This is a genomic window from Rhodococcus sp. 008 (assembly GCF_001682295.1).
GTDB lineage: Bacteria > Actinomycetota > Actinomycetes > Mycobacteriales > Mycobacteriaceae > Rhodococcus_F > Rhodococcus_F qingshengii.
On record NZ_CP015203.1, the window covers coordinates 601,005 to 614,935 of the forward strand.

General features: G+C 60.7%; 15 protein-coding genes and 3 pseudogenes. 6 read left to right on the plus strand and 12 right to left on the minus strand.

The features are described from left to right. Positions 1–108 precede the first annotated feature (108 nt). A pseudogene (locus AOT96_RS33225) lies at positions 109–468 on the minus strand (integrase core domain-containing protein); the annotation flags it as partial. Position 469: 1 nt separating this feature from the next. Between AOT96_RS33225 and AOT96_RS36520 the strand changes: the two are divergent. After that, positions 470–745: pseudogene (locus AOT96_RS36520) on the plus strand (tyrosine-type recombinase/integrase); the annotation flags it as partial. On the opposite strand, the gene AOT96_RS35110 reads toward AOT96_RS36520, so the two are convergent. Together AOT96_RS35110 and AOT96_RS33240 are read right to left on the minus strand one after the other, a co-directional pair. Continuing rightward, a complete protein-coding gene (locus AOT96_RS35110; RefSeq protein ID WP_074447163.1) occupies positions 655–1,053 on the minus strand; it encodes a transposase in 399 nt (132 codons plus the stop codon). The pseudogene AOT96_RS36520 and the gene AOT96_RS35110 overlap by 91 nt on opposite strands. Positions 1,054–1,227: 174 nt before the next feature. Next, positions 1,228–2,508: an IS256 family transposase gene (locus AOT96_RS33240; protein WP_064073797.1), complete on the minus strand. Its 1,281-nt coding sequence runs from the start codon at positions 2,506–2,508 to the stop codon at positions 1,228–1,230. 151 nt (positions 2,509–2,659) lie between these two features. On the opposite strand from AOT96_RS33240, the gene AOT96_RS33245 reads away from it, so the two are divergent. Both AOT96_RS33245 and AOT96_RS33250 read left to right on the plus strand, forming a co-directional pair. Next, positions 2,660–3,496 carry a hypothetical protein gene (locus AOT96_RS33245; RefSeq protein WP_156779021.1) on the plus strand — a complete coding sequence of 279 codons (837 nt, stop codon included), beginning with the start codon at positions 2,660–2,662 and terminating at the stop codon, positions 3,494–3,496. Positions 3,497–3,646: 150 nt separating this feature from the next. Continuing rightward, positions 3,647–4,078, plus strand: a complete 432-nt coding sequence (locus AOT96_RS33250; RefSeq protein WP_065353017.1) for a hypothetical protein — start codon at positions 3,647–3,649, stop codon at positions 4,076–4,078. A 322-nt stretch (positions 4,079–4,400) separates the two neighbouring features. On the opposite strand, the gene AOT96_RS33255 is transcribed toward AOT96_RS33250, so the two are convergent. The 7 genes from AOT96_RS33255 to AOT96_RS33285 form a co-directional block, all read right to left on the minus strand. Next, the gene (locus tag AOT96_RS33255; RefSeq protein WP_065353018.1) at positions 4,401–5,015 is read right to left on the minus strand and encodes a PIN domain-containing protein; all 615 of its coding nucleotides are present in this window, start codon (positions 5,013–5,015) and stop codon (positions 4,401–4,403) included. Then, positions 5,012–5,839 carry an ImmA/IrrE family metallo-endopeptidase gene (locus tag AOT96_RS33260; RefSeq protein ID WP_065353019.1) on the minus strand — a complete coding sequence of 276 codons (828 nt, stop codon included), beginning with the start codon at positions 5,837–5,839 and terminating at the stop codon, positions 5,012–5,014. The genes AOT96_RS33255 and AOT96_RS33260 overlap by 4 nt, the downstream gene beginning before the upstream one ends. Then, positions 5,836–6,177: a helix-turn-helix domain-containing protein gene (locus tag AOT96_RS33265; RefSeq protein ID WP_065353020.1), complete on the minus strand. Its 342-nt coding sequence runs from the start codon at positions 6,175–6,177 to the stop codon at positions 5,836–5,838. The genes AOT96_RS33260 and AOT96_RS33265 overlap by 4 nt, the downstream gene beginning before the upstream one ends. A gap of 228 nt (positions 6,178–6,405) precedes the next feature. Beyond that, entirely contained in the window at positions 6,406–6,720 is a 315-nt protein-coding gene (locus AOT96_RS33270; RefSeq protein ID WP_047269115.1) for a hypothetical protein, read from the minus strand. A 126-nt stretch (positions 6,721–6,846) separates the two neighbouring features. Next, positions 6,847–7,380, minus strand: a complete 534-nt coding sequence (locus AOT96_RS33275) for a hypothetical protein (RefSeq protein WP_052959773.1) — start codon at positions 7,378–7,380, stop codon at positions 6,847–6,849. 38 nt (positions 7,381–7,418) lie between these two features. After that, entirely contained in the window at positions 7,419–8,399 is a 981-nt protein-coding gene (locus AOT96_RS33280) for a nucleoside hydrolase (protein WP_335739939.1), read from the minus strand. Between the two features lie 156 nt (positions 8,400–8,555). Continuing rightward, positions 8,556–8,741 carry a hypothetical protein gene (locus AOT96_RS33285; RefSeq protein WP_058228030.1) on the minus strand — a complete coding sequence of 62 codons (186 nt, stop codon included), beginning with the start codon at positions 8,739–8,741 and terminating at the stop codon, positions 8,556–8,558. A 104-nt stretch (positions 8,742–8,845) separates the two neighbouring features. On the opposite strand from AOT96_RS33285, the pseudogene AOT96_RS33290 reads away from it, so the two are divergent. Next, a pseudogene (locus AOT96_RS33290) lies at positions 8,846–9,198 on the plus strand (VOC family protein). A gap of 78 nt (positions 9,199–9,276) precedes the next feature. On the opposite strand, the gene AOT96_RS33295 reads toward AOT96_RS33290, so the two are convergent. Together AOT96_RS33295 and AOT96_RS33300 are read right to left on the minus strand one after the other, a co-directional pair. After that, on the minus strand, positions 9,277–10,425 hold the full coding sequence (locus AOT96_RS33295) for an acyl-CoA dehydrogenase family protein (RefSeq protein ID WP_058228031.1): 1,149 nt from the start codon (positions 10,423–10,425) through the stop codon (positions 9,277–9,279). Positions 10,426–10,428: 3 nt separating this feature from the next. After that, the gene (locus AOT96_RS33300) at positions 10,429–11,580 is read right to left on the minus strand and encodes an acetyl-CoA C-acetyltransferase (protein ID WP_058228032.1); all 1,152 of its coding nucleotides are present in this window, start codon (positions 11,578–11,580) and stop codon (positions 10,429–10,431) included. Between the two features lie 187 nt (positions 11,581–11,767). Between AOT96_RS33300 and AOT96_RS33305 the strand changes: the two genes are divergently transcribed. Both AOT96_RS33305 and AOT96_RS33310 read left to right on the plus strand, forming a co-directional pair. After that, a complete protein-coding gene (locus AOT96_RS33305; RefSeq protein WP_054801134.1) occupies positions 11,768–12,220 on the plus strand; it encodes a MaoC family dehydratase in 453 nt (150 codons plus the stop codon). 28 nt (positions 12,221–12,248) lie between these two features. Further along, positions 12,249–13,889 (plus strand): class I adenylate-forming enzyme family protein, encoded by a 1,641-nt coding sequence (locus AOT96_RS33310; RefSeq protein WP_058228033.1) that lies wholly within the window; start codon positions 12,249–12,251, stop codon positions 13,887–13,889. Positions 13,890–13,931 lie beyond the last annotated feature (42 nt).

Genomic DNA, 13,931 nt, shown 5'->3' on the forward strand with positions numbered 1-13,931 from the left:
AAGACCCAACTGTCAACAACCTCCATCAGTTTTAGACCTAGTGTCGGCGCACGCAAGGTATCCGGTGCGGTGACGGAGTGTTGCGCCCCGTGTCCGGCGGAGGCTCGGTTATCTGGTTCCAGCTTCAGCGAGGACCGGTGTCTGACGGTAGTCGACCGCTCTATGATTCGACCAGTAGATAGCCTCGTACTCGGCAGGCGGGACATGGTCGATCTCGCCGTGCAGACGGCGGTGATTGAACCAGTCGATGTACTCCGCGACTGCCCATTCGAGGTCTCCCACACCCCGCCAACCCCCGCGTGGGCGCATCACGGGATTGCGAATGCACTCGGCCTTGAACAACGAGTTGAACGCCTCCGCCATCGCATTGTCATACGAATCGCCTTTGGAGCCAACAGAAGCCACGGCATCGCACTCGTCGAGGCGGTCGGTGTAGCGCACCGCTCGATACTGGACGCCACGGTCGCTACCCGCCGTGTTGCCTGCCGAGGACGAGCCCGCCGCGATGCGCAAACTTCGCAGCGAAGCCCACCGCCGGATGCTCGGTAACGGCTACTGCGCGCGCCCGGTTGAACTCGACTGCCACTTCGAGTCGATCTGCGAGTCGTGCACGTTCTTCGTCACCACCGTCGAGTTTCTCCCCACCCTCACTCGTCAGCGAGACGACGCCGCGGACAAGGGCCAGGTCGGGCGGCAGAAGGTCTTCGACGGACTCATCCAACGACTCGGCGACACGGGCACTTGACACCGATCACCCACATAAGCCGAAGCCTGCTTGAGGATCGTGTTCGCCCGCCGCAGCTCGCGGTTCTCCCGTTCCAACTGTGCGATCCGCTCGGCATCGTCGGTCGTGGTACCCGGACGTACGCCGCAATCGACCTCGGCGCGTTTGACCCAGGTCCGGAGCGCTTCGGGGTGCACACCGAGCTGATCGGCGATCCGCTTGAGCGCACCCGGCCGCGTCGCCGGATCCTGGCGGGCTTCGACCGCCATCCTCGTTGCTCGTGCCCTCAACTCAACGCTGTACTTCCGTGGTGCTGCGATGCTCTCCATCGTTCACAGGTTCGAGAGCCTCCGACATACCCGGGGCGCAACACTCAAATATGGCCCGATGTGGCCGGAGCGCTTCGCCTCGATTCACCATGCACGCGATCATGCCCGCCGGATCCTTGACGCTCACGCTGACGATGGGGTCTATCTCGTTAAGGGTGTTTCGGCCGGTATCCATTAGTAAGTTTCCGATCCCGGCCAACGATCGGCGAACGTGATCGCAAACGCATTCAGAGCAGGCTTCCACCGTGTAATCCATCGTGCCTGCCCTTTGCCTGTCGGGTCGAGCGAACGCGTCACCAAATAGAGGCACTTGAGCGCAGCAGCCTCGGTGGGGAAATGCCCACGAGCCTTGACAGCCCTCCGATACCGGGCGTTCAAGGACTCAATAGCGTTGGTAGAGCACAGCACTCGCCGTATCTCGGTGTCGTAATCGAGGAACGGGATGAACTCCTGCCAGGCGTTGTTCCACAATCGAATGATCGCCGGATACGTCTTGCCCCAACGGTCTGCGAGATCGTCGAACGCTGCACTCGCGGCGGCCTCGGTCGGGGCAGTGTAGATCGGCTTGAGATCGTGTTTGAGCGCATCCCAATGCTGCCGCGACGACAACCGAAACGTATTGCGGATCAAATGGATCACACACGTTTGGACCGTGGTCGCCGGCCACACATTCTCGACGACCTCCGGTAGACCTTTTAATCCGTCGCAGACCAGGAAGAACACATCCCGAGTACCCCGATTACGGATATCCGTCAGCACGGACATCCAAAATTTGGCGCCCTCACCGCCGGTCCCGGCCCACAAACCGAGTACGTCCCGGTGCCCGTCGAGGCTGACACCGATCGCCGCGTAGATCGGGCGGTTCGCGACCTGCCCATCCCGAACTTTGACCACGATCGCATCGATGAAGATCGCTGCGTACACCTCGTCGAGCGGACGGGCAGCCCAGTCCTGCATTTCCTCGAGCACTTTGTCGGTGATCCGTGAGATGGTCTCTTTCGAGACCGAAGCGCCGTAGATTTCAGCGAAGTGAGCACTGATCTCACCGGTCGTTAATCCTTTGGCGTACAACGACAACACGATCTCATCGACCCCGTTCAATCGACGTTGTCGCTTTTTGACGATCTGCGGCTCGAACGTCCCTTCCCGATCACGAGGGACCTCGATCGGAACATGACCGGTCGCCTCGGTCAACACAGTCTTCGACCGAGTCCCGTTGCGAATATTCGTCGACTCCCGCTCCGGCGGGGCTTGGTTCTTGTCGTGCCCGAGGTGCTCGGTCATCTCCTCGTTCAATGCAGTTTCCAGAACGGTTTTGGTGAACTGCTTGAGCAAACCGTCCGGACCGGTCAGCGACAGACCCTGCTCCTTCGCCAACCTGACCAGCTCCGCAGCCGCCGCAGCTTCCGCGGAGGGCTCGGCCCTCTTCTTCGTCACATCTTCCAGTGTCGTCATCTCGGCACCTCCTCGCCAAGCATTCACTCAGCGTCTCGGGCCAAAACACCGATTACGAAACAGTCCCTGACGATGTGCCGACTGCGATTGGTGTTCTCAAGAACAGCGCGTTGTACTCGTTGTTCTGTAGCCGGGGCTCCGAGGTCGTTGAATGGTGGGAGCACATTTTCCGCCGCTGGTAGAAGGGTATTTCGTTCAGATGCTCTGTTTGTACGTCGCGATCGACAAGGTGCAGTTCCGACAGCAGCGAAAGTGGACGGAATCAGCGGTGCTCGGTGCGTGCATGCTCCGAATCATCAAGGTGCTACCGCAGAGTTGTCAGAAGGCGATGTATTCGGCCGTACCGGTGGATGCTGGGCACTTCCGTCAGAACTATATGCCTGACGTCTATCCGCTCGAGATCAAGTGGGCGTTGAAGAAAGCTGGGTTCGATATCCTGGACGCGCCATTGGGTAGCGATATCAAGGATCGGGTGCAATTCCTTGAGCAACAGGGCTTTTCCGTGAACGGTGAGATGCCGCCTGTGCATCTCAAGGACAGGCACTACCCCACGTTCGACCACGTTTCCTTCGACCGAGAAAAGGGCGCGTCCGCGACGCTGCAACATTTCCGGCCGATGGAGTTTTCGGCGCGAATTACGGCGGTGCGACTGACGCTGGGCGAATCCACACCTGCCGCCATGGACGATCCTCTCGGACGGAGCTACATCGGGTATGCGCCGGACCTCGCACCGGAAGAGCTGTGGGAGCGGGCGCGCGGGCTGTGGAAGCTGCGCGCTGACTACGTCGCGGCGTCATCGACCGCCTTGGTTGTCTTCGACCGAAAGGTCGTATTGGTCGCGTCGATCTCCGGTGCGTCTTTTCATCGTGACGCTCTGGCCATTGTCGGTGCCCCGATATCGGATCACCCGCTGATCGGGCGTCCGGATCCGCTACACACGCCGAACCCTTTGGCTCACGGCACGTTCGATCAAGGCCAGGTGTCGTGACGAGAAGTAGTCATACTCGACGTCTCGATGGCGGCGCGTTTTCGGATGTTCGCCGAACAGGTGACGTTGGGTCTTTGTTGCAGTTTCTGCTCGCGACCCAACCTATCGGTGAGGTGCAGGTCGTTGACGGATGTAGGGAGATGCGTCGATATGTGCGATCGCATGTTGCCGGCGAGCCGTGGCGGTGATGCGGTGTGGGCGCAGTCGGCGGCAGCTGCGATGGAGAAGCCGCAGCGTGCGAGATCAGGCTTGAAGTCGTCACCGCGTGGACCGAAGTCGCCGGTGCAGTCGTGGACGGCTGTTCTCAATGTCTCGGCGGACGCTTTTGTGGGAGCGGGCGGTGACGTGTCGGTGCTATCGACTGCCGTGATGAGCCGGCTCGGTATCGCCTCTGATGATGGTTCGTGGAGGTGGATCGCGTTGTCTTTCCCTGTTGTCGGAAGGTTTGTGCGGCGGGTTCAGCTGGCAGCGACACCGCTGGATAGTCGTGATCCGACGTGGAGCTTGCTCGGCCACGAGAGATGGGCGCCGCGTGTAGCTGCGTCCGTCGTGGCGGATGCTCAGCGAGGGTTTCTGCTCTGATGTTCCTGCACAACGGATCCGGGCGGTCGAGCGTGTAGTGCTTGCAGGGTTCAACGAGCGGTAACGGATATCGAACGATGGTCCGCCGTGCGCTTGTGGCGTGGGCGGAGCATCATTTTGCCGTATCCATCCTTCCCACCGACTACCGCTCGGTGCGCCGAAGGTACTTGGGCCGTACGTAATTCAGGAATTCGCGGACAGCTTGCAGTGGCGGGGGAACGAGCGTGAATCACGGGCGGAATTCCTCTCCGCCTGGGCTTCTGCTTCGAGGCTTCTACTGCGACCTCGGCCAACTTTCAGCTCGGAGCAACTCTCTCCGGCGCTATTTCCAGATGGTTGACGACAGCAATTGCGTTCGGTCGATCGGGAGTAGACCGTCGTCGTTCTTACGAAGCTTGGTGTAGACCTCTCGCATACTTCCCCTGTCAGGAAGATGGATGCCTCCAGCAGCTTTCTCGAGGATGGTGACCGTATTCACTAGTGCGATCCCTCCGACAGGCTTGTCCATTTTACGAAGTCGGCTCAAACGCCGGATCTCCGTTGTTGCCAAAGCGGCGCCGCCTTGATCGTCGATGATCACTGTGACTTGGTGCCCGGCTTCGGCGTGGACCACCGCGTGCGCGATGACCATGGTTTCGCCGAGATCCTTTGCTGTCGCCAGCCGTTGTTTCCACGGTTGCTTGCTGATGCGGCCCAGGGCGGCGATCAGCTCGGGCGTCGGATCATCGGGAAGCACGTCTAGCAGTCGTGAGGGGATCTTGTTCCAGACTCTCTCCACCTGGGCGAAGCGTCGGTCCTTCGCTGACTTGCTGAGCACCTCGTTGCGGACCGTTTCCGGAGTGCTGATCGGGCCAGTCGTCGCGAGCAGCAGTCGTTCTTTGTTGATGGCGAGAAAGTTCAGTGCCGGTCCGGCGTCGATGATCGGCCGTACTGTCATCCGGCAGGATCCTGGTCGCTGTCGTCGTCCTCCCAGTCGGTGAAGTCGACATCGACTGTGGGGAGCGCAGCGGCGGAGGCCCACTCCGTCTGATGTTCGATGGGAGTGATTCCGTCTTCGTTGAGGCTCTCGACGACATCGCCGACCGGGATTCCACGGAGTGTGGCCAAAGTTTGTGCGGGCACGACGTTCTCGATGTATCCATCGATCGCCCGAGCCAAAAGTTTTTGCGGCGCTCGACGTGTGTCGGACTGTGCTTGAAGTGATTCGTACTGGTCAGCCCACCCAAACCGTGCTGCTATCTGCGGTGTGGTCATCGCCATCCATTGGTCTTTGGTGGGTGAGTCGATGCAGCCTGCGTGGTGCATCGCGATGGCTGCCACCTTGGGAGACACGCCGAAAAGCTGAACGCAGGTCGAGAGTGTCCTGAGGTCAGCTGATGCGCCACCGACAATTTGCTTCACGCCGGCGACCGGGATCAGCAGGTGTCGGGCGAAGGCATCCGCCCGGATCTCATGGGGTGGGCGGGTGTCGCCGGTGTCCTCGATGGCCCAGTCGCCGAACACGACGTGTGCTAGCTCGTGAGCCAATGTGGTGCGTTGGCGCATAGGGTTTTTGGTTCGAGCTACGGCAATGAAGACTGAGTCGCGCGTGCTGTCACGCATTGTGAGTCCGTGTTCGTCCCGGCCGCCGTCGAGTACTGCGACGTCGTTGCCTGTCGTCTGCTCGATGAGCGCGACGAGGTCGGCGAGTGGCTGGTTGCCGAGCCCATGCTCGCGGCGAAACTCCGCCGCTGCATTGCGGCCTTCGATTTCTGGATTCACAGGCAAACGCCGATGCCCTGGTCTTCGAGGTAGGCGTCGAGTTCGAGGAAATGGATCAGCTGCTCGCGCATCTGTTCCATGTTCGCGCCGTTGGTGGCCCTGGCCGCGTACTGGACACGGTCGGCAACCGTAGAAGTGCCTGTCAGCTCCGCCAAGGTGCAGCCGGTGGCCATGGAGATGGCGAGTAGTTCGTTCGCTTTTGCCGGCCGGGCGTCAGTGATGATGCGCGAGAGGGTCGACTGCGAGATGCCAGCATTCTCGGCTAGCTTGCGCTGGCTCGGGATGTTGGCGGCGAGCCTCGCCTTCTCGATCCGTGCGCCGGTCGAGGGTGTGGTCATGACAGATACCCTCCTGAATCAGTTTGTCGATGTTTGATTCAGTGTAGATGTGGCGAGGTCATCCGGGCAATAGTGACCTTCGACAACTTGTGGGTGAATCCCTAATGCCGAGAGGCGCTCAGCACCCGTTCGGCCGTTCACAAGCCGCCGGACAGGGCCCACAGAAACTCCGAAATTGAACGCCTCGGAAGTTGGACCAGCCACTCGCCCGGCGTTGAACGGCAGGAGTCAGCGTTCGATCAACTCGATCGGATGGTCGAGATCGTATTCACCGATGTAGGCAAATACGCGATCATCTTCGGGGCCGCTGCCTTCGACGTCGATGAAACCGATGTCGGCGTCAATGCCCTCGGCATCTGCCCTACGAATGATGACGTGGAGACCTGCGTCATTGGCATCCAATCCGATCTGTCGAACTTCGACCTCCATTTCCCGCTTGTCCCCCATCGTCGACCGGAGTCGGATGAGGGAACCAATCATTCGGCCACTGAGGTCAGCGATCTGCAAGGCCTTCACAGATTGTTCGATCTTCTTACGTGCCATGCCTTTGGCCTCCTTCGCTTGGACTGCGGTCTCAGTTGTTGAACCTCAGCAGTGTTGACCGCGCTGCCAGCACCGACCACACGAATAGAAGGATGAGCGCGTGTAGGGGGGCGGGGATTGTGTTGGTCATCCGTCTTCACCTCGGACGAATGTGTTGAGCATTCGTGTGTGGCGGGTGTCTTGGATATCCCCGACTGCGCGATCGATGAGCAGTGTCGCGAGGTATTCAGCTTCGTATTCACTGCGAGCGGAGAAGCCGCTGCGCCCGAGTATCCCGCGGACCGCGTCGGGATCCAGGCCTGGTAGCCATGCGGACAGCCCTTCGATGTCGATCGACGTGGTTGGTGGGCCTGACTTGGCGGGAACTGGTATCTCGAGGTCGTGGTCGAGCAGCATGTGGCCGAGTTCGTGGCAGATGACGATATCGATGTGCCAGGACGGGGAGTCCTCTGGGTAAAGCAGGTAATCGGTTTCGTCAGAGCTGACCCACAGGCCGCATACTTTGCCTTCCATCACGTGTTGTGGCACTGGGGAGAGCACTATCGGGTGTCCACGATCGTGTGCGATCTGTTCGACCAGTTTCCGGCTGTCCCAGGGATCGGGCAAGGTCAGATTGTCGAGCGCTTTCCGCACTTTGCGTTTGGATGCCGTTCGAAACATGCTGCCACCATCGCCTTTCGAAGAACTGTGCGTTCCGTTCAGTGCTTTCCCGAACCTGCGAGGGTGCGGTCGACTCGGTTTCGGATCGCGGAGTAGTCGAGGTCGGTTGCCATCTGGTGCGCTGCGGACCGATCGTCAGGGTAGTGCCCCCACGACGCAGACCGGCCGTCGGCACTGTGTACTTGTGCGGTAGCCGAGACGCTGGACAGGATCACCGTGGGGTCGAGCATGACGGACGTGGCGACGCTGTCGTGGGAGGTGTAGATCGGCTGCTCAGCGCCGTATGTGTTCGTGCAGTAAACGTGGTAGTCCTCGGTGATGGTCTGAATGAAACGCGCAATATTCGATGTCGACGTGAGGGTTTGCAGATCTGCCCACCTCAGTCGTAGTCGGCCTGTGACGTCCATGCCTACCCAGGTCACTGGACCGGGTGTCGCCGCCACTGTCGCGGCGGCGGCTGGGTCGTGGTTGGTGTTGGTATCGCCTTTGGCGAGGAATTTCGGTTGCGCGGCGGCGACGATTTCGCGGCGATCGGCCGTGCCCATTCCGCCCATGATGGTCACTGATCTGAACTGCTGAAGGATCGTCGGATCGCGGGTGATCGCGGCTGCAATGTTGGTAAGCGGTGCAAGACACAGCAGGTCGACTTGGCCGGGTCGTTCGCGTCCGGTCCGGAGGATCTGGTCGACGGCGGTTTCGTTGCTCAGTTGAGCTGAGGCTGGCGGGTGGAGTCCGCGACCTCCGAGCCCGTCGCTTCCGTGTGGGAATGGTGTCGTCGGTGCAGGCCCGGGGCGGGCGCTCCCTACGCATACCGGGATGTCGGTGCGGTTGACCGCAGCGAGGACTGTCAGCACGTTCTGAGCGGCCTGGTGTTCGGTGCAATTGCCGAAGACGGTGCCGATGCCTATGACGGACGTGTCTGGTGCGTTGAGGGCTGTCAGTATTGCGAGCGCGTCGTCGACTCCGGTGTCGGTATCGACGAGTACATGCCGTTCCGGGGTGTTCATTTCGGCGGTCACGCGGCCCCTCCCATGTCTGTGCGTTGGCGTCACGAATAGTAGTGACTTCGCTGATCAGATCATCGGTGACCGTCGGGTAGTCGTCGGACAGCGTCGTCGCGGCGAAAGCGTCCACCGATCTGACACCCGCCGTAGGTGCCAGATCAGTGGAGGTGTCTAGCTGATCAAGAAGCAGTCCGGCACGATCCGGTCGGCCTCCGCCCACTCGTCTCGGACGTACATCCGTGCGCTTCGCAGGGCGCTCACGACTTCCTCGAAACCGTCGCTGTCTGCGAGTGCCAGCAGGATGTTCGCCACCGCGTCCGAAGCGGCCTCCGTGCTCTCGTACCATCGCTCCGTCATTATTCGATCGTCGCATGTGGCAGATGCTCGACACGTCGGAACGCGAGGACGATGATCAAGCACATTCGCAGTAGCTCTGGAGGACCTGTAGACACGAGGATTGCATGGGAGCAACACGCATAACGACCAATCTCAGAGTGGATGACGTCGATGCGGCAAAAGGTTTCTATACCGACTATCTCGGTTTGAGTACCGAGGAGTTCAACTTGGGATGGGTGGCTCGTACACGTCTCCAAGCAACGGGGAACACGTCCAGCTCGTAACGCATGATGCAACCGCACCCGAAGACTCGGTTATCTCAGTCCACACGGATGACCTCGACGGTGCGTACGAAGAAGCGCGCAAACTCGGCTTCGAGATCGTGCACCCGATAACTACCGAACCGTGGGGCGTTCGACGGTTCTTCGTTCGAGCACCGGACGGCAACGTCATCAACATCGTGAGCCATCGGGACTGATGCTGACGGAAAAAAATATTGCCGTGCAGCCTGGATTGACTGCACGGCAACAGTATTACGACGTACCCTGATTGGTTGTCATCGAACTATGTCGCGTCCGATGATCTCCTTCATTATCTCGGTGGTTCCGCCGTAGATGGTCTGGATTCTGGTGTCGACGTACGCCTTGCCCACGGCGTATTCCGTCATGTATCCGTACCCGCCGTGGAGTTGCAGGCATCGGTCGATCACACGTTTCTGCAGTTCGCTGATGTACCACTTGCCCTTTGCCGCGTCGACAGGAGTCAGTTTACCGGCGTTGTACGCGAGCACGCTTTGGTCGACGTATGACGTGGCGATATCAATTTCGGTCGCCATCTCGGCAAGTTCGAAACGTGTGTTCTGAAAATCGGCGATAGCCTGCCCGAACGCTCGACGTTCCTTGCAGTAGTTCACGGTGATGTCGAAGATCGCGCGTGTAGTCGCCATTGCCTTCGCTGTGACGCCGAGACGCTCGCGGGGGAGGTGGCTCATCAAGTACTGCAGCCCTCGGCCTTCTTCGCCGAGAAGGTGCGTCGCCGGAACTCGCGCGTTCTCGAAGAACAGTTCAGCAGTATCTTGTGAAGGTAGCCCGATCTTGTCGAGCTGCCGTCCGCGCACAAATCCGGGTGTGTCGCGTTCGACGACAAACAGACTGAAGCCGCGTGAACCGGCATTCGGATCAGTACGTGCAGCGACTACGACGATGTCGGCCATGATTCCGCTGGAGATGAACGTCTTCTGCCCGTTGATGATCCAGTCGTCACCATCGCGAACGGCGCTCGTTCGAATTCCCTGTAGATCACTTCCCGTGCCGGGTTCGGTCATGGCAAGCGCGCCGATCGTCTCACCTGCCGCGAAGCCTGGCAGCCAACGCTGCTTCTGCTCGTCGTTGGTGAGGTCGAGCAGATAGTGCAACACCAGATCGTCCTGCAGGCTGATGGTCAGACCGAAGGACAACGCGTTGATCTTCGCGATCTCTTCGCAGACGATCATCCGGTAGCGGTAGTCGCTCTCGTTCGATCCGCCGTACTCCTCGGGGATCTGCAATCCGTACACCCCGGCACTTGCAGCGCGGGTGAAGACCGTCTGGTCGATCCAGCGTTCTGTGTCCCACCTGTCCTTGTGTGGTTCTACTTCTCGCACAAGGAATTCGCGAACTGTCTCACGGTAGAGCTCGTGATCCTTTTCGTAGAGTACGCGTTCCATGGCTCAGAGCCTTTCGATGATGGTGACGTTTGCTTGTCCGCCGCCCTCGCACATGGTCTGCAGGCCGTACCGTCCGCCGGTTCGCTCGAGTTCGTGTAGCAGCGACGTCATCAGACGTGCACCCGTGCAGCCGATGGGATGGCCGAGTGCGATGGCACCGCCGTTGATGTTCACCTTGGCCGGATCGGCGCCGATGTCTGCGAGCCAGGCCAACACAACAGGCGCGAAGGCTTCGTTGATCTCCACGGCGTCGATGTCGTCGATCGAGAGTCCGGCCTTCTTCAGCGCGTGCTGGGTGGCGGGAATCGGGGCTGCGAGCATCATCACGGGATCCGCACCGCGGACGGAGATGTGATGAATGCGCGCGCGGGGAGTGAAGCCGTAGCGCTCGACCGCGGCCTCGGAGGCGACAAGAAGTGCGGCGGATCCGTCCGAGATCTGGCTGGCGACAGCGGCAGTCAGTTTTCCACCCTCGGTGAGGGTCTTCAGACCGGACATCTTCTCGAGGCTGGTGTCGGCTCGCGGGCCCTCGTCGGTGGAGATGCCCTCGAACTCGGTGATCTCACGCTCGAATCGGCCTTCGGCGATGGCCTTCAGGGCTCGTTGGTGGCTTTCGTACGCGAACTTCTCGTTGTCCTCCCGGCTCAGGTTCCACTGGTCCGCGATCATTTCGGCCCCGCGGAACTGCGAGATCTCCTCGTTGCCGTAGCGCGCTGCCCAACCCTTCGAACCCGTCCACGGATCGGTGGATCCGAAGGGCTCGCCGGCGCCGAACGCGCTGAGGATGGGAAACTGGCTCATTTTCTGGACGCCACCGGCGACGATGAGGTCTGCCGTGCCGCTCATGACGCCCTGGGCGGCGAAATGTACGGCCTGCTGCGCCGAACCGCACTGACGGTCGATCGTGACACCGGGAACGTTCTCCGGAAGTCCGGCCGCGAGTGCCGCGGTGCGGGCGATGTCGCCGGCCTGGGATCCGATGTTGTCGAGGCAACCGAGGATGACGTCATCGATGTCGGCGGGATCGAAATCGTGACGACCGACAACCGTCTTGATGACGTGCGCGGCCATGTCTGCCGGGTGAGACTGCGCGAATCCGCCGCCGCGCTTGCCGACCGCAGTACGGACGGCGTCGACGATATAGGCCTCGGCCATGTGAGTTCCTCCTGATGGAAGTCATTGTGATTGAGTGGATTTGGATATCCGGAACCGTCGGGACCGCAGTGGTCCAGTCCGGTCTCCGGGCGAGTGCCCGGTCGGTTCGATCGAAAGCCGGATATTGACTACCTCACACTAACTAATTTATGTTCAATTCAAAAGTACACCAACTGAGGGAGTCTGGATGAAGGTATTCAACGGGATCGAAGACGTGATCGCGGCGGAAGGATCCGACCTGGGAACCACCGACTGGATGGAGATCGAGCAGCAGCGCGTCAATCAGTTCGCAGACGCGACCGGAGATCACCAGTGGATCCACGTAGACACCGAACGGGCGAAGGACGGCCCGTTCGGCGCAACGATCGCCCACGGATTCCTCACTCTGTCGATGTTGCCGGTATTGCAGCAGCAGCTCTACCGAGTCGACGGCATCACGATGGCCGTCAATTACGGGCTGAACAAGGTCCGATTTGCGGCACCAGTGCTGGTTGGAGCGAAGGTCCGCGCCTCCGTCGCCATCACCAAAGTGACACCTCTCGACGGTGCGATCCAGGCGGAGTTCACCACCACGATCGAGGTCGAGGGAAGTGCCAAGCCAGCGTGCATCGTCGAATCTATTGCCCGGTACGTAGCCTGACCATGATCACCTACGGAGGAAAATTCTCGTGACTTCAGGACTCGAAGACCGGCTTCTGACCGAGTCGTACTGGCCCATCGACGACAGCGTTCCGCTGTCTGAGCACACGTTGGGATCGCTCTTGCAGGAACGGGCCCAGCAGTTTCCGGACACCGTGGCCGTGATCGCCAACGCGCACGGCACCGGTCAAGAGCGTCGGCTCACCTACCAGGAGCTGTACGACGAGGCGCAGCGGGTAGCTGCTGCAATCCTCGAGCTGGTCGAGCCCGGCGACTATGTCGCGTTGTGGGCGCCCAATATCGTCGAGTGGCCGATCATTCTTTTCGGGGCGGCGATCGCCGGCGTCACACTCGTGGCACTCAACCCGGTTCTCCGTCGTGACGAACTGATGTATGCGCTGGGGCACAGCCGAGCAACACTGTTGATTCACGCGGATGTGAGCCGTGCGTACGACATGGCCTCCGTTGCAGCAGAAGCGAAGTCGCAGTGTTCTGGTCTGCGTCACGTAGTCAGTCTTTCCGAGATCGACCGGTGGCGGGCCGCGGCGCCACTGGCCGAGGGCGCAGCGGGTCCGAATGCGTCCGACTCCTCCGCGCCCGTGATGCTGCAGTACACCTCAGGAACCACCGGTCTACCCAAGGGCGTCTTGCTGCGGCATCGCTCGCTGGTCAATTGCGCTCGATTCACGCTCGAAGCCATCGAGCCTCCGACACCACTCATCGGTGTCAACCCTCTTCCGATGTTCCATACGGCCTCTTGCGTGATCGGCACGGTCGGGACGATCTGGATGGGCGGCACCATGGTGCTGATCGAACAGTTCACACCCGACGGCGTACTCGAGGCCATCCGGTCCGAGAACGCGAACCTGTTTTTCTACGTGCCCACTGTGCTCGGTGCGGTATTGGAAGCGGCGCGCAAGGATGACAAACCCGCGCCCAGTCTCGTTCGAGTCCTCGGCGGCGGTGCCAACGTGCCCGGCCCCATGATCGAAGCTACGGAGAAGCTCTTCGGGGCCACCACACATAACCTGTTCGGGCAGACGGAACTCTCGCCGGTCATCTCCCTCACCCGTACGACGGACTCACGCGAGGACCAGATCAATTCGAGCGGTCATCCGCTCCCTCAGGTTGCGGTGAAGATCGTCGACCCGTTCGACGGCTCGGTGGTACCGATCGGCGAATCCGGCGAGGTGTGCGCTCGGGGATATCAGCAGATGGTCGAATATATCCACAATCCCGAGGCCACTGCTGCCGCGGTTGACGCCGAGGGATGGTTGCACACCGGCGACCTCGGAAAGCTTGATCAGCGTGGCACTTTGACAATCACCGGCCGACTCAAGGATCTCATCATTCGGGGTGGCGAGAACGTTTCCCCCGCGGAGATCGAGTCGTTCCTGACGGCACACGAGGATGTCCTCGACGTGACGGTGATCGGCGTTCAGGACGAGAAGTGGGGCGAGGCGATCGCGGCCGTCGTCGTTCCGCGCGGCGAGGCCGGTGAGGGCATGCGGCAAAGGCTGATCGACTACGCCGCACAGGGTTTGTCTCCGTACAAGGTGCCCCGCGATTGGTATCTGGCGGCAGAGCTACCCACCACTGCCTCAGGCAAGATCCAAAAGTTCAAGCTCCGTGCGGCGATCGTCGACGGCACATGCACGCCGTTGGCCTGACCCGGTCGCGGATAACACATTCATCGAGTTCAAGGGGTAGAT